Here is a 16136-nt window from a genome sequence, read left to right as displayed (position 1 = left end):
CGCCTCCGTCTCTCCCGCTTCCTGCACCAAAAGCTCAAGGAAGGGCTGGCCGTACCGTTTGAACTTCGCAAGTCCGACACCTTTGACCTCGAGCATCGAACGCTCGTCCGTCGGCATCGTAAGCGCCATATCCCGCAACGTGCTGTCCGCAAAAATGATATACGGAGGCACGCCCTCCGCATCCGCCAATTGCTTGCGAAGCCGCCGAAGCTTGTCGAACAGCTCGTCCCCGCCGGAAACGACCTGCTTCCGTTTCGGCAGCTTGCGCATGACCTGCGCCTGTCCCCTCAGCACGGCGCCCGCTGGCTGCTGCAGACTGACGACCGGGTACTGGCCTTCGCTAAGCGCCAAATATCCCTCCGCGACAAAGGAATGAATCAAATCGGAGATCGCTTTCTCCGTATAGTTACTCATCACGCCGTAAGTCGGCAGCCTCTCAAAGCCAAACTCCGCGATCCTTTTATTACGCGAGCCTTTCAGAACCTGGCTCACAAGGGTGGCTCCGAACCGTTCGCTCATCCGCTTAATGCACGAAAATACCTTCTGCGCCTCCACCGTCACGTCCACCAGCTCGCTGTCGTCATTGCAGCTGCTGCAGTTTCCGCAGTGGCTATCCGCATCGAGCTCGCCGAAATACCGTAAAATCGCGCTGCGCAAGCATTGCTGAGTATGGCAGTAATCGGCCATCGCCTGCAGTTTTTTGTAATCGGCCGTTTTCCGTTCAGGCGAGGAAACCGACTGCTCGATGAGAAACTTCTGTGTTTGGATGTCCTGAGGGCTAAACAGCAGAACGCATGTTCCGGGTTCGCCGTCACGTCCCGCACGTCCCGCTTCCTGATAATAGGCTTCCATATTTTTCGGCATATTATAATGAAGCACATAACGCACGTTCGATTTGTCGATCCCCATACCGAACGCATTCGTCGCCACCATAACGCGGATATCGTCGCGCAGGAAGCCGTCCTGGCATTGCTGCCGCTCGTCGTCGGTCAATCCCGCATGATATTTGCCCGCCGCAACGCCCTGCTTTTGCAGGAATGCGCTGAGTTCGTCGACGTCCTTCCTTGTCGAGGCATAAATAATTCCCGCTTCCTCCGGATGATCTCGTACATATTGCACGACATAGTCCCGCTTATTCACCCCGCGCAGAACGGATAACGTCAAATTTTCGCGGTCGAACCCCGTAATCGTAACGCCCGGATCGCGCAGCTCGAGCAGCCGCACCATGTCCTTCTTTACCTCTTCGGTCGCCGTGGCGGTAAAGGCGGCTACGACCGGCCGTTTGGGAAACTGGCGCAGCAGCGGCGCAATCGCCGTATAACTCGTCCGGAAATCATGTCCCCACTGGGAAACGCAGTGCGCCTCGTCGATCGCCAGCAGCGGCACAGGCATAACTTCGAGCAGCGAGCGGAAGCTGTCGGTCTCCAGCCGCTCCGGCGCCACATACAGCAGCTTGTACTCTCCGTTCGCGGCGCTTCTCAGCCGCTGCATCGTTTCCGATCCGGTTAGCGACGAATTGATATATGCGGCCGATATGCCCAGCGTGGCGAGCGCATCGACCTGGTCCTTCATCAATGAAATAAGCGGCGATATGACGATCGTCGTACCCGGCAGCAGCAGGGCCGGAATCTGATAGCAGATCGATTTTCCCCCGCCGGTCGGCATAATCCCGAGCGCATCGCGTCCGCTCAATATCGTTTCGATCATGTTCTCTTGTCCGGTCCGAAATTTCGGATACCCGTATACGTCTTGCAGCATTTGTCTTGCAGCTTGCAGCAACAGCTTCACCTTCCGACTTTCCAAATTTCATTCCCCTATTATAACATGACAGCGGATTGGAAGACGAAGTTCCCTCGGAAACCGTTAAGACTGCGCTAAAACCGCCATGATTTTGTCCCCGCACACCTATTGAGCCGCAACAAAAAATCCGGCCGACAAAATCGACCGGATTTTCTATTTCTAATGCCCGCCGCTCCATTCCGGCTGCGGCTTGCCTTCCTTCTCTTTCTGGCCTTTGCCCGGAATAATGAGACGGGAGTTCCCCATGAACATCACCGTCACGAGCGCCAAGCCTGCGGGGATAAGCGCCCACAGAAACATGGTCGATATCGACGATGAAAGGGAATCGACGATTTTATCCATGACCTCCGGCGGAATGGCCGCCCGTTTCTCCGGCGAAAGCAGCTCGCGCGTATTGCCGAAAGCGCCGCCGTCCGCACCTGGAGCTCCGCCGGTTCCGGCGAAAGCGTCGTTCATTTTGCTTGTCAGCAGGTTACGCTGGATAATGCCGAACACGGTAAGCCCGACCGTCATGCCGAGCGACCGGACGAACGCCATCGTGGAGTTGGCCGAGCCGCGCTGCCGCATATCGAAATGATGAATCGCCGCCATGCCGAGCACCGAGAACGAGAAGCCGACGCCAAAGCCCGCTGCGATCATGTAAAACGTAAGCGTAAGCTTGGTCGTCTCCGGCGTAATCGTGCCGAGAAGAAACGTTCCGAGCACAAAGATGACCGCCGAAACAATCATGATGTTGCGGTACGACGTTTTCGTTGCCGAAAATCCGCCGACTTGCGCCGCTACGACCGAGCCTAACGTCATCGGCAGCAAAATCAGCCCCGAGTTGGTCGCCGAGCCCCCCGTTACGCCTTGCACGTAAATCGGGATGTACATTGCAAATGTGATGAACGCCGCTCCGTAGAAAAGTCCGGCCAGCGTACTTGCCGCAAACAAGCGGTGCTTGAACATGGCATACGAAATGATCGGCTCCTCGGCCTTCGTTTCTACATACAGGAAAATAGCCATCAGCACGGCCGCCGCCGCAAACAAACCGATAATAACCGTGGAGTCCCACGCATACTCTTGACCGCCGAGTTCCAGCGCGAACATCAGACATATGATAGACCCGACAAGCGTCGCGGCGCCCCACCAGTCGATTTTTTGCTTCGAATGCTCCATCGATTCATGGTAGAAAAACACGATCAGTCCCAGCGCGATCAAGCCGATCGGCAGGTTGATGTAGAAAATCCAGCGCCAATCGATATAATCCGTAATGTAGGCGCCAAGCAGCGGTCCGAACAAGCTCGACGTACCGAAAACGGCTCCGAACAAACCGCCCATCCCGCCTCTTTTCTCGGGAGGAATAACGTCGAACATAACCGTGAACGCGATCGGTACGAGTGCGCCGCCGCCGATCCCTTGAATCGCGCGATAAATGCTCAATTCCACAATGCTGTTTGCCGTACCGCATAATATCGAGCCCAGCAAGAACAAGGCAATGCCCAATATGAAAAACCTTTTGCGCCCGTACATATCCGACAGCTTGCCGAAAATCGGCATAGCGGCCATCTCGGTGACGAGGTAAGCGGAGGTTACCCAGACGAATTTCTCCATTCCTCCCAGATCGGAGACGATTGTCCCCATTGCAGTAGCTACGATCGTATTATCGATCGCCGCCACGAAAATGCCGAGCAGCAGCCCGGTAATGACTAAGCCTAACCTGCTTTTTCTTTGTACCGTCATAAACATTGACTCCTTATCATATTGAGGCTTCTTTCGCTTTCTTTCGTTCACAACCCGCGACGCCCGACGCGCAGTGCTCGGTCGCAATGCGGCCAGTCAAACCTCGTTTTTCTCCGCCATCGCTAACCTTTCGCACATTTCAGTCAAGCACGGCAGCGGTCAGACCTCGTTTCGGCTCCACTATGCGCCCCACGAGCATCGGTCTTGCATGGGTGGTCAGTCAAGCCGCCTGCATATCGAACCCGACGCTGCCCGTCACACGCTTAACATTTTCCGTTCTTGAAGCACGGTGGCGCTTTTGCTGGTTTGCAGCGTATCGCGATACTCGACCAAAGCGATATGACAGCCGGGACCAATTTTTACATGATTCCCTCTGACACTATCCGCTTTCGTATGCTCCAAGTATATGTCATCGCCTTCAATACAATCCGCTTGCAGCTCCGCATTTCCGTGCGGCGAGAGCATTTGCTTTACGGCTATCCATTTGCTTCGGCGTACCGTAATGCGCCCCCCTCCGATTTCCTTCGCCCGGCAAGGTCCGAATAAGCTGATATCAAGCTGTTCCGCATTCACAAGCCCGCGAATGTCGATCGCTCCGTTCACCTTAAGCTTGTCGGCCTCGCAAGCACCGCCTGCGGTAAGCTGTCCGGTCAGCTTTATCGATTGTCCGCGTATGTTTCCTTTCACCTGAATCTGTCCATGCCCCGTCAAGATGCCGGCTTGCATATCCCCGCCTATGACAGCCTCGCCTTGGAGGCGATAGCGCCGGGTTTGAAGCGTTCCCCCGACCATGCAATTACCCATGCATTTGAAATCCTCGCAAGCGATATCGCCGTGCACGCGGCCTTCGCCCATGATTCTGACATGATGAAAAACGCCGCCGGAAGCGGAGCCCGTTCCGGTTATTTTCACGCTCCGTTTGCTTTCATTCGCCATTTCTCAGCCCCTCCTCCCCGGCTCTAGCTCCGAAATTGCTCCGTTACGCTCGCATCGGGATGTACGACAAGCTCCGAGATGTATTCGACTCGCGCTATATTGCAGCCGGGACCGATGTAAACGCGATTGCCGCGAACCGTATCCGCCGTCGTTTCCTCCAGCCGAATATCGTCCCCTTCGATTGTCCCTGCAAACAAATGCGGCTCAAAAGCCGGTATGATCCACGCAAACATCCGGCTCCATCCGGACGGATTGCGCGATTTTTGAACCTGGATGGATTCGCCCCCGATTTCTTTCGCCTGCCCCCGGCCGTACAGCACGATATCGATCGTGCCTCCGTTGAGAAGCCCTTCGACGGTAAAGCCGCCGTTCAAATAAAAACGCTCCGCTTCGCAGTCGCCCTGAAGCTTGACGTAACCGTTCAGCTTCACTTCATCGCCGTGCATTCGGCCCCGGAGATTAAGATGTCCTTCTGCGACCACCGAATGAGCGGACAAGCTTCCTTCTCCGTTCATTTTGCCGTTCATTTCAAAATGACCCGCTCGAACGTTTCCTTTGATCGTGACGACCCCGTTCGCCCGGAACGTTTCGCAGCTTACATCGCCGTCAGCGCTCCCGATTCCTTCGATCTCCACTTTACGGTAATTACCTCCGGACGCTTTTCCCATGCCATTGATTGTCAAATCCGGCAGCTTCGTTTCGTCCATCACCGCACCTCCTACGACAGCTTGTTTTTTAGCTCCTCGATACATGCCGTCATCGACAACCGGGCGACAATCTTCACACCGCTCTCAAAATAAAGCTCGCCGGGCATAACCAGCAAAGCGAATGCCGCGACGCCCATCTTGCGAATAAAAAACAAGTCGCACGGCTTTCCTTGAAGCTTCGAAAACTGCTCCCCGAGCGTCTGCAGCAGCATCCCCGCCTCTTCCATGCTCATTTCGCCGTTCTGCAGCAGCTTGTCGGCCGTGAACAGAAACAGCAAACTTTCGAACGAAAAGGCGCCGTCTTCAACGAATCGGCTTCCGAAGCGTTCCAGGATAATCTTCGAAACAATGTTTCGCTCCATAAGCTCATCTTTGCGCAGATGGATATCGTATAGCAGCGGGGAAAGCTTATCGGCCAGTTCATCCAGCGACAAATCGTCCTTCATATGAATAATCTTTTCGATTCTCGACAACATAAGCTCTTTAGGAAAAAACGTCTCCTGTCCGGTAAACGTCGATTTCCGGATAAACCATTCCTCGGGAATCAATTGCTTCCTCTTCCAGCGGTACAGCTGCCCGTATGAGATGCCGGTCAACTCGAGAAGATCCTTCTTCGATATTAGCTCACGTTCCATGACCATCTCCTCCGAGAAAAATGTAACATAACACTGTTACGTTGTAAAGGCAAAAATGATCAACTCACGTTTCCTATCGTATCCGCTATCTCAGTATACAAATCGCCGCCGCTCGCGAACAGGGACGACAGGTTGAAAGTGTTCTCCGTCTGCAGACCGAGTTGAACGCGAGGCGTTCCTGCTGCCTGCACATTGAATTGCTTACGAAAGTCCTGCCGCCGGTTGCGCTGTCCTGTTGGACAATCAGCGGAGAATATCCTGCCAAATCAAAAAGCGGCTGAGCCGATTTGCTTCGCTCAACCGCTTTCGGTAAAGACTCATTCCCTACTACTCGATCTTATACACCGACACATCGTCAAGATACACTTTCTCGCCCTGTGCCATATCCCAGATTCCGATGCCTAAAACCTGTTTCTCCGCAGGTTGTCCGTTATAATCTTCTTTGATCTCATATTCGAATTCGAAGTAGTTCCAGATTCCTTTCGTCCAATCCAGCGGAACTTTCTCCGATTCCACATGATCCAGCCGTTCCGTGCTGTTGTGCACGTCGGTAAACCATTGAACTTTACCGTCCGTAACGGTATTTCCCGCAATGAAATAGCGGAAGGAAGCTTTGTATTTGCCGGGCTCAGCCGACTGTAATCGTTGATAAGCACTCATTCCTCCCCATAAGCCGTCCACCATTAGGCTATAACTCCCCGTCATCGAGATGTTCTCCGACCGCTTCACGTACGAAGGACTAATCACGTAGGTGTTCCACGGATCCGGCACATCTCCGGAGCCTTCTTCAAACGATGGATTGCCGATCAGATTTTTGCTGTCTACGAGATGCACCGGATTAAAATACTTGGCCTGCCAGGGAGCGCCTCCGCCCCAGCCTATCCAGTAGGCTGCTCCAATGTAATTGCGCATGAAGAAACCTTGCAAGTCACGGTTGTTTTTCGGATCGTTTATGCCGATGCTGGCAAAAGGGATCACTTGGACGAGATTCCAACGATCCGTTTTTTTGACTGCGGCGGCCTCCCAGCTGGAATCCGTCGTTAAAACCGGACCTCCGCCAGTATTTTTGTAAACGATTTTGACGGCCTTCGGATTGGTAAAGAAGCCTTTGAACTCCGAATTCGGATCTGCGGTAATATACGTTTCATTCGAATCGTCGTAGCCGCTGCTCCACCATCCGCCAGGCGCATCGTCGCTTATTACGAGATCGTCCTCATCGTCAAAAAAGTTCTCATACCCCACATACAGGTTCTCGTCATCCCACAGCAGATAAACCTTCGTCTCGACAGGCGGACTAGCTAAAGTCTCCAAAACCAGAAAATCGGAGAATGGCTCGGCGGCTGTCCAAGGACCGGAACTAAAATCAAGCGACTGCAGGATCGTCGATTTGCCTGCATCCGTTTTGACCGCATAAGCGGATATCTGCTCAATAATGCCTTTGAACTCCGGAATCCCCTTCAAAAACTCTTTCAACGCCTGACGCACGGGACCGTTCTCCGGCTCGGTTGCCGTGTAAAGCTGCAGCGCATAAATCATTTGTTTTTGCACGCCATCCCATGTACCGCTCCAAAAGTTTAACGATTGATCAAGCACAGGGTGTCCGACAAATTCCTCCGAAAGCTGTTTGCGCTTCGTTCCCATTTCATAACTTTTAATCACATCATCCAAAAGCTCCATAGCGGCCTGCTCATTCGCCGGCGTTACCGGTCTGTCTTTCGGAAAACTTAACGCCGAAGCTTCATAGTATTCGAATGCGCGAAGCAGCAGCTCAGCCCTCGTCTTTTGCGGAGCGGTCCCTGCATGGGCTACGGCTTGTTCCAGCAAGCTGCGGCTGTCGGCCAGCTCTTCCTTGGTGACTTCTTTAAGGTAGTAGTGCTCGAATATATTCATATAGTTGCTTCTCTGGGATTGATTTTTCCAGTTCAGGTACCACGCCGACTGGAATATCCGAGTCGTCCAAAATTGCTCCCAATGGTCGTAATACTGCTCCAAATACGGCGCGGCTTCAGCACCAACCGCCTTCTCATACCACTGCTGCAACAAAGCATCCACATCTTGATCCGCATTCCATTGCAGCTTGGCGGCGATCCAAGGCTTAGGCCCTTCTCCGAAATTCGGGTTCAGTTCGGCAAAATGCGCGATCGCGCCATGCTCCTGTGCGTATTTATAGTTGTCTGCCATTTGATGGACGTACGTTCTAGGCAGGTTGAAGGGAGAGCCGTACAAATACTCGTAATAACCAAGTTTCGTCGCCGACTCGAGCCATTTTTCCGTCTGCTGCATCCCAACTGCCCCCAGATCCGGATCTTTCCAAGTCATACGGTCGTCCGTAATAAAAGGAACTACATGCGGATTGAGCTTGAATGGGGTACCGTCCTCATTCATCGGCGGATCGTACATTTCCCTGTATGCCAGTACGCCGAAATATTTGTCCGGATGCTGCGCCAGTACGCCCTCTGCAATTTTATTCACCCAAGGATAGTAAATATCGGACATATGCCAGTACCCGACCGAATTTTTTCTTGTCGGCGCCTCGCAATACACTTGTCCTAAATCATTAATTCCCAAAGAATAGGTAGTATGCGATGGGTTGGCGGTAAAATAATCGTTAATCCGCACAATAGCGGCTTGTGCCGTTTGATCGTTTAAGCATGGCTGCCAGCTTTCCAAGCTGGTTGGAATAACCCCTCCTACGTAATATTCCGGATGATCGGCAAACACTTGAGGATCGAACAACTCATATAAATTATGATGCGCCAAAATGTTGTAATCGGTCCGCATGAACCTTTGCCATTCCAAAACTTCCGGAACGTACATCAAATACATATACCGGGAAAGCGTCTTAGGCTCGTCTTGAACAAGATTGTGTGGAATGGCAAGCGTCGAGTGCTGCGGAACATCCTCGCCGTCCGGCCCCGGCATCAACCAGCTTACCCCTACATAACGTTCGAGGAAGTCATAAATACCGTATTCAAGACCGCCCAAATTGTTGCCGTCGATCGTAATGTGCTCGTTTTGGGAATCGATGATAAAGCCTTGTTCATTCAGCGTTTGCAGCACCAGCTGATGCTGATCGCTCTCCTCTGCGCTGCTGCCGCCGACGTAAATTTTCAAGCCGTCATAATCCGCCGGTTCACCGGTTACAATGGGAAGCGCGACTCCCGTCGACTTTTGGATATATTCCACGAGTTTTTGCGCTAGCACTGCCGGCGTAAGATAGCTCCAGGCAAAACTCGGATTCAACGATTCGTTCGCATGCGCATCCATAACGACAACCGTAGCATTTGCCTGACCGTTCTTCACAACCTCTAGCCCATTGGCAGGCGTTGCAGTAGGAGTTGGCGTTGGCGTCGATTGCGTATCGGTTGGTGACGGCGTCGGCGTCGCTGTCGACTGCGTATCGCTTGGCGATGGCGTCGGCGTCGCTGTCGTTTGCGTATCACTTGGTGATGGCGTCGGCGTCGCTGTCGTTTGCGTATCGGTTGGCGATGGCGTCGGCGTCGCTGTCGTTTGCGTATCGGTTGGTGATGGCGTCGGCGCTGTCGTTTGGGAGCCGCCGTTATTCGACGATGGAGACGGCGTCGCCGCTCCTTCTCCGTTCACCGCGTCCGGCTGCTTCTCAAAGGTCGAGCCTTTTCCTTTGCCGTTTATCGTGGCGGTTTGAATCGTGCCTTGACCGGACGTATTAAGCAGTGCATCCAAAACAAGCTTCCCGATAATCGTGCTTGCACCGATATGGAGAGTCGATCCATCGGCTCCATCAAGCAGTTGCAGAAGCTGAAGGCTGCCGGAAGCAAGCTCGATTGCCGTTTGCGGAGAAGAAATATCCGCTTGCTCGAATGCCCCTTTCAAAGTCAGCTTAAGTCCTTCGAGCTGCGAATCGGTGACCAATATCTTCACGAAGCCTTGTCCCGTCAGACCCGACTCCTCCAGCAGCGCATTTGATTTCACGTAAACAATTGCTGCAATGGTTTTCCCTTCGGCAACTATTCGAACGGTTCCATCCTTTTTCTCGATGATAATCTCGCCCAAGCTGCTGTCCTGCAGATGAATGCTTTCCGTTCCGCCACCCCGGATCGTTGTCTTTCCAAGCACCGTTACATTTTTGAGTGTAGCATCGCCCTCCTTGATTCCTTCCGCCAGAAGCAAGCTTCCGGTAATTTTCATATTCCGAAGCGTTATATCGGCTGCAGCTACGACCACGTCTCCAGTAATGACTCGAACGCCCTGCTCAGGCCCAAAAGTACCGGCTTCATCAAAGGTCGCTGTACGTACCGCTTTTAACGTACGGTCCAGCATGACGATCAGCTCGGCGCGTGTGATCAAAGCATCGGGACGAAAGCTGCCGTCTTCATAGCCTTCAATAATTTTAGCGGCTGCAACGGCTTCGATCGCTTGTTTGCTCCAAGCCGGGAACAGTCCGGCATCTTTAAACGTCTCCCCAGAGTCTTGTTCCGTACCGTCCCGATCCAACAGCCGATTGACGATTTTTGCGGCTTCCTGCCGGGTAATCGGCTTCTCCGTCTGAATGCTGTTGTCTTCAAAACCATCCAGATACTTTGCCCTGAGCGCTCTGGCTGCCTCTTCGTAAACCCAGCTATCCTTCTGTAAATCCTTGAAATCGATTTCGGCTTGGTCGTTGAAACCAAAGGAACGGTTTACGATCGCCAGCGCTTCACCGCGGCTAATCGCTTGATCGGGCTTCATGGTGCCGTCAGGATATCCTTGAATGATCCCTGATGATGCCCATTCCTTTAGCTGTTTTTCCGACCAATGACCGGCCAAATCGGAAAAAACGGCTGATCCCGCAGCAGAAGCTCCTTCAGCCCCCGAACCGCTTAGCTCCTCACCCGATGCAATGCCGTACGACGCCGATCCGAATGCGGAAAAGACGAGGCAAAATACCATAAGCAAGATAACGACCTTGTTAGATTTCCTCTTCCATGCCAGAGACATGTCTTTCCTCCTTAGATAAATTTGTGAACGCTTTCAGATTAAGCATTTTACAAGCCGATTTCTCAACATTTCGTACATATAGATGGACATATTATGCATTACAAACCTGCCTGCTTGCTCGTCGCAAGGCCGTGCATACGACAATACCCGCCGCTACTTTATTCCCATGCTTCCACGCATCCCCCCTTTGCTCGAGTAAGCGAATCCCATAAATGATACAAAAAGAACCTTCAATACCACTATGTAAAGTGGAAATGAAGGTTCTTTTGTTAAACGAAATCATGTTCTGCCCTGCTCACAGCAACCTCGCATTCGCTCTGAGATAAACGAACTCTCGACCATATCACCTGCTTATTGAAAGCTCCCGTAAAATTTATGCCCGCTTGTCTCGGCCAACCGTTCTATTTCTTCACATTGATCTTCTTGAACGACAATGAGTACATAGCTGTCACTATTGATGTCCAGATGTCCCAAAACGATGCCATGAGGCCGCAGCCATTCATGCAGCTCCCTCAAATGATCGAAGGTATAGCCGCCCGGGCTTATTGCCTGTTCCAGGCCCCGTTCCGCCGCCGGCTGCAGCCAGCCTCTGCGATCCAGCAGCGAGTGAACGGCAAACAGGATGTTGTCGGCATCTTGCTTCCAATCGATTTCCCGCACAAGTCCTTGCTCGTCCAAAGCATCTACAAGCGCTATCCAGGCCAAATCCGGTATCGGTTCCTCGATCCCCCGGTTTATCAGCCTATCTCCCCATAACTCCACATACCTCTCTGGATGATCCGTCGCCTGAACGACTTCTTCCGCGATAGTGCCTATGCCGCAAGAAAGCTTCCCGCTCAATGCCAGTAAGGCCTCGCGTTTTTCGAAAATCGTCGGCCCCTGAACCTGCGGAACGGCTTCGGCAGCGGTTTTATTTTTCCGTTTGCCCCACCATCGAGCCCAGCCCATTTCATTTTCCTCCTTCTTGAATATGACTCATACGCTGTTCGAGCCATAACCATAAACTTTAACCGGTTCTCCTCACACTCGCTAGAGAAACCCGTCCTATGAAACCTGGTTTTAAAGAAGCTTAAGGTTATCGCCAGGCTCAGCCATTCTGGATAAGCGATAATTCGACGGCGACGTCCCGACAAGTTGACGGAACACCTTCCCGAAATAACCGAGGTCCGTAAACCCGCATTGTCCGGCAATTTCTCCGATCGGCAGGCAGCTTTGCCGGAGCAAAAATGCCGCGGCCTCGACACGTTTTCTGCGCAAATAATGAATCGGGGTGGTTCTGTAGTAATCCTGAAACTTCCGGCAGTAATGGTGCTTCGTCACGTTCGCCATCTCCGCCAATTGATCGAGGGATATATCTTGCGAATAATGTGTCTCCATCCAAACCGCCGTCCGTGAAAATGACTCAGGGATCGCGTTCCGCGTTATGGGACTCTCCACCATTCGCCTCAGAAGCGTCAGCAGCCAGTCGTACAACCGTACGGATACTTCCCACATATCTTGAAACGCACCAGCAGCCGCATCCTCGTAGAGTGCTGCAAGCTTGACAATAGTCTCGGAATCCGAACGAAAGTCGGCGACCGGCCCCTCGGCTCCCAGCCATTCCTCCCACACAGCTGAAACCTGCGCGCCCGACAAGCGAATCCACAGAAACTCCCAAGCTTCTGCCGCCGACGACTCATAATAATAACGATGCCGCCCCGGAACCGTTACGAGGAACGCTTGTCCCTTTGCCACACGATAGGTTTGATTGCCAACGGCAAGGCGGCCCTCCCCCGACAACGTATATTGAAAAATAACGCCGTCCCCTTCGCGCTTCATACCGTCCCAAAAATACTCCGGCTCCGCAATGGAATCTCGGCCAATCGACATAAGCCGCAGCAGTTCCGCCCGGGGGGCTTCAAGATACCGGTAGCCGTACGAGCCTAATACCACAATTTCTTCCCACCCCGATCACGAATTTCCCATTGATGCCAATGGTTCTATTGCATACATTGTAGTTAATTATAAACAAAAAACAAAGAAAGAGGGAAAACGATGAGCAGCGAAAAATATTTGTTTACGCACGAAGATTGTTATGTAAAGGTGGACAAGGGTCAGCTTATTATAGGAAATGCGCTTATAACGCAGACCTTCGACCTGCAGGGCGGGATGCCGCGGATCGTATCTATCCGAAATATCAAGAACGGTGACGAATGGCTGCAGCCGGGGAATATCGCTCCGATGTTCAAGCTGCCTGGCTTGAAGAAGTTTGCGGCCGATGTTATGTATATTTCCACTGATCTCGATAACGACCTCGGCATTGCAGATTTTCACATTTACGCGAAAGTCGATATCATCTGTAATGCATTGTCTCTCATTGTCCGAAATACATGGAAAGTTTACCCCGGCAGCGCGTTTGTGCAGCATGAGGTTTCTGTGAAACGGCTGTCGGCCGATTCCAGCCATTCATCCGAATCCCGAGCCCTTATGATTCCCGAAGCATGGAGCAAAAACAAGCAACCGTCGGAGACGCAGTACGATGATTATATCGGCTATCTCCCGCTAGCCGAACAGCACAGCCGCTATGAGATCATCCAGCTGAGCGATGTCACTGATCATCATAACAATCTCGTTCGAACCGATTCCGCCCTGCTATTCTCGCGTGGACACGACACCTGCGACGGCAACATCGCATTCATTGAAAAGTCGCTTCGCTCAAGCGGTTTATTGGTGATCAAAGAGGGACCGACTCCGTTTGCGAGACTTGGCGGAAACGAGCCCGATTTTGCATTCGTCGGCCTCGGTCTTTACGTGCTCGGCACAGGGCTCTCTCCTGAAGAATCCTGGGACGGTGAGTTTATGCCTGCTTACGGATGCGTCATCGGTGTATATGACGGGCACGAAGCGTCCAGATATGCTTTACTTGACACTTATGCCAGAAAGATACACATAGACCGGCCGGAACGAGACTTTTTCTTCATGTGCAACAATTGGGGAGACCGGTCAAGGGATGGACGGGTCAGTGAACCGTTTTTGCTTAAGGAACTTGAAATCGCTGCCTCCCTCGGAGTGACCCACTATCAGATCGACGATGGTTGGCAATCCGGCGCGACGATGAACTCTATACACGCCGATCAGGCGGGAGGAGGACGTTGGAGCGGATATCATACCTATGCCGCCGATTTCTGGGCCCCTCATCCGGAACGATTGCCAAACGGTTTCGAGCCGCTTTCCACCAGGGCGGAGCAGCTTAGCATCCGGTTGTGCTTATGGTTTTCCCCGGATTCGGAGGACAACTTCGTAAATTGGGAGAAAGACGCCGAAATCTTGATCAATCTGCATAGGAAATACAACATTTGTCATTTCAAACTAGACGGCATTCAGCTTCATTCCAAGCGGGGGGAACGCAGTCTGTTGAACATGATGCGCAAAGTCGTACTCGAATCCGGCAACCGCGTTTATTTCAATCTGGATACAACCGCACAGGTGCGCTTAGGATACTTTGGCAGGACTCAATATGGAGGCTTGTTTTTGGAAAACCGATACACGGATGTAGGCAATTATTTCCCCCATTGGACGCTTAGAAACCTGTGGATGTTATGCAAATACGTTCCTGCCAGAAAACTTCAGATCGAGTTTCTTAATGTCCGGAGGAATCGCGGGATATATGGAGGCGATCCCTTGTCGCCCAACGCTTGCGGAATATTGTACAGCTTCGGCGCCACGCTGTTTTCCAATCCGCTGGCCTGGATGGAGCTTTCCGGCTTGAGCGATACGGATGCCGAACTCTTGTCTCAGATCATTCGACTCGTGGCGCCGCATCACAAGGCAATCCTGTCGGGACATATTTTGCCCGTGGGGCTCGAGCCATCGGGAACGGGTTGGACAGGTTTACAATCGGTGCGTAACGAATACGAGGGATACTTGATCGTGTTTCGAGAGCTGACGGAGGACGAATCCCACAGCCTGAAGCTCTGGGGATTGGAACGGAAGCGGATTCGGCTTAATAAGATAGTCGGAACGGCAGGACCGGACGTTCTCGCGAAGCAGAGCGAACCGGAAATCCTAACTCCGGATTCCGAAGGACGCTTTCGTTTCGCATTGCCGGCACCTCTGTCCTTCTCGCTGTATTCCTACGCTGTCGAGGGATGAGTCCGCAGCAAACGTATTTTGAAAACAAAGAAAGGGGCAGCTGGCCGGCTGCCCCCTAATGTTGCTATTTGACGTTAACGTACCTGCTTTTCTAAATAGAAAAAAATCCTTAAGAACGAATGATCGTTTCTTAAGGACTGTTCTTTTGGATGTGGTGCCGGTGAAGGGACTCGAACCCCCACGGTTTCCCTCACGATTTTGAGTCGCGCGCGTCTGCCAATTCCGCCACACCGGCATATGATAAAACTTGCAAAGATGGCGTGCCCTAAGAGATTCGAACTCCTGACCTTTTGATTCGTAGTCAAACGCTCTATCCAGCTGAGCTAAGGGCACAAACTAATTACTTCATACTTCTGGTGCCGAAGACCGGACTCGAACCGGTACGGGGTCGCCCCCGCAGGATTTTAAGTCCTGTGCGTCTGCCATTCCGCCACTCCGGCAAGTAGGTGGAGGCGCCACCCAGATTCGAACTGGGGGTAAAGCTTTTGCAGAGCTCTGCCTTACCTCTTGGCTATGGCGCCATATTATGGAGCGGACGACGGGAATCGAACCCGCGACCCTCGCCTTGGCAAGGCGATGCTCTACCGCTGAGCCACGTCCGCGTGAAAATGGCTGGGGATCCAGGATTCGAACCTGGGCATGACGGAGTCAAAGTCCGTTGCCTTACCGCTTGGCTAATCCCCATTATATACTGATGATCTTACACTTATAAGAATGATATGGGGCGATCGAGGGGAATTGAACCCCCGAATGCCGGATCCACAAACCGGTGCGTTAACCACTTCGCCACGATCGCCATATATTCTTCTGGCAGGGGCAGCAGGAATCGAACCCACACCAAAGGTTTTGGAGACCTTTGTTCTACCTTTAAACTATGCCCCTATAATGGTGGAGGATGATGGATTCGAACCACCGAACTCGGACGAGAACAGATTTACAGTCTGCTGCGTTTGGCCACTTCGCTAATCCTCCATGAAACATGGTGCCGCCGAGAGGACTTGAACCCCCAACCTACTGATTACAAGTCAGTTGCTCTACCAGTTGAGCTACAGCGGCATATTCAATTATCAAAAATGGTGGCTCGGGACGGAATCGAACCGCCGACACGAGGATTTTCAGTCCTCTGCTCTACCGACTGAGCTACCGAGCCGATTTCAGGCTTCAAAGACTTTAAGTTTAAATATGGCGGAGCTGACGGGATTCGAACCCGCGGTCTCCTGCGTGACAGGCAGGCATGTTAGGCCTCTAC

General features: G+C 52.4%; 8 protein-coding genes, 11 tRNA genes and 1 pseudogene. 1 reads left to right on the top strand and 19 read right to left on the bottom strand.

The window, feature by feature from the left end:
• Nucleotides 1–6 precede the first annotated feature (6 nt).
• The 8 genes and pseudogenes from recQ to DQG23_RS30725 all read right to left on the bottom strand — a co-directional run.
• Nucleotides 7–1758 (bottom strand): annotated as a pseudogene (recQ, locus tag DQG23_RS30760) (DNA helicase RecQ); the annotation flags it as partial.
• A 201-nt stretch (nucleotides 1759–1959) separates the two neighbouring features.
• Nucleotides 1960–3522, bottom strand: coding sequence for an MDR family MFS transporter (locus DQG23_RS30755; protein WP_113034866.1), 1563 nt, complete (start codon nucleotides 3520–3522; stop codon nucleotides 1960–1962).
• Nucleotides 3523–3777: 255 nt separating this feature from the next.
• Nucleotides 3778–4458: a hypothetical protein gene (locus DQG23_RS30750; protein ID WP_113034865.1), complete on the bottom strand. Its 681-nt coding sequence runs from the start codon at nucleotides 4456–4458 to the stop codon at nucleotides 3778–3780.
• A gap of 23 nt (nucleotides 4459–4481) precedes the next feature.
• The gene (locus tag DQG23_RS30745) at nucleotides 4482–5165 is read right to left on the bottom strand and encodes a hypothetical protein (RefSeq protein ID WP_113034864.1); all 684 of its coding nucleotides are present in this window, start codon (nucleotides 5163–5165) and stop codon (nucleotides 4482–4484) included.
• An 11-nt stretch (nucleotides 5166–5176) separates the two neighbouring features.
• Nucleotides 5177–5800, bottom strand: coding sequence for a YhbD family protein (locus tag DQG23_RS30740; protein ID WP_113034863.1), 624 nt, complete (start codon nucleotides 5798–5800; stop codon nucleotides 5177–5179).
• A 327-nt stretch (nucleotides 5801–6127) separates the two neighbouring features.
• Complete coding sequence (locus DQG23_RS30735; RefSeq protein ID WP_113034862.1) at nucleotides 6128–10756, bottom strand: DUF4838 domain-containing protein; 4629 nt, start codon at nucleotides 10754–10756, stop codon at nucleotides 6128–6130.
• 351 nt (nucleotides 10757–11107) lie between these two features.
• A complete protein-coding gene (locus DQG23_RS30730) occupies nucleotides 11108–11704 on the bottom strand; it encodes a DUF6630 family protein (protein ID WP_113034861.1) in 597 nt (198 codons plus the stop codon).
• 111 nt (nucleotides 11705–11815) lie between these two features.
• Entirely contained in the window at nucleotides 11816–12688 is an 873-nt protein-coding gene (locus DQG23_RS30725) for an AraC family transcriptional regulator (protein WP_113034860.1), read from the bottom strand.
• 102 nt (nucleotides 12689–12790) lie between these two features.
• On the opposite strand from DQG23_RS30725, the gene DQG23_RS30720 reads away from it, so the two are divergent.
• Entirely contained in the window at nucleotides 12791–14887 is a 2097-nt protein-coding gene (locus DQG23_RS30720; protein ID WP_113034859.1) for an alpha-galactosidase, read from the top strand.
• A 152-nt stretch (nucleotides 14888–15039) separates the two neighbouring features.
• On the opposite strand, the gene DQG23_RS30715 is transcribed toward DQG23_RS30720, so the two are convergent.
• The 11 genes from DQG23_RS30715 to DQG23_RS30665 all read right to left on the bottom strand — a co-directional run bounded on the left by DQG23_RS30715 (nucleotide 15040) and on the right by DQG23_RS30665 (nucleotide 16037).
• Nucleotides 15040–15122, bottom strand: a tRNA-Leu gene (locus DQG23_RS30715).
• 21 nt (nucleotides 15123–15143) lie between these two features.
• A tRNA-Arg gene (locus DQG23_RS30710) sits at nucleotides 15144–15220 on the bottom strand.
• A gap of 21 nt (nucleotides 15221–15241) precedes the next feature.
• Nucleotides 15242–15327, bottom strand: a tRNA-Leu gene (locus DQG23_RS30705).
• Between the two features lie 7 nt (nucleotides 15328–15334).
• Nucleotides 15335–15408: transfer RNA gene (locus DQG23_RS30700), tRNA-Cys, on the bottom strand.
• Between the two features lie 6 nt (nucleotides 15409–15414).
• Nucleotides 15415–15489 (bottom strand) — tRNA-Gly (locus DQG23_RS30695).
• 7 nt (nucleotides 15490–15496) lie between these two features.
• A tRNA-Gln gene (locus DQG23_RS30690) sits at nucleotides 15497–15571 on the bottom strand.
• A 36-nt stretch (nucleotides 15572–15607) separates the two neighbouring features.
• A tRNA-His gene (locus tag DQG23_RS30685) sits at nucleotides 15608–15683 on the bottom strand.
• 12 nt (nucleotides 15684–15695) lie between these two features.
• Nucleotides 15696–15769 (bottom strand) — tRNA-Trp (locus DQG23_RS30680).
• Between the two features lie 4 nt (nucleotides 15770–15773).
• A tRNA-Tyr gene (locus DQG23_RS30675) sits at nucleotides 15774–15859 on the bottom strand.
• 8 nt (nucleotides 15860–15867) lie between these two features.
• Nucleotides 15868–15943 (bottom strand) — tRNA-Thr (locus DQG23_RS30670).
• A gap of 18 nt (nucleotides 15944–15961) precedes the next feature.
• Nucleotides 15962–16037, bottom strand: a tRNA-Phe gene (locus DQG23_RS30665).
• Between the last annotated feature and the right edge of the window lie 99 nt (nucleotides 16038–16136).

The sequence above is a fragment of the Paenibacillus contaminans genome, from assembly GCF_003285015.1.
Taxonomy (GTDB): domain Bacteria; phylum Bacillota; class Bacilli; order Paenibacillales; family NBRC-103111; genus Paenibacillus_V; species Paenibacillus_V contaminans.
This window is presented reverse-complemented; position numbering and strand designations above follow the sequence as displayed.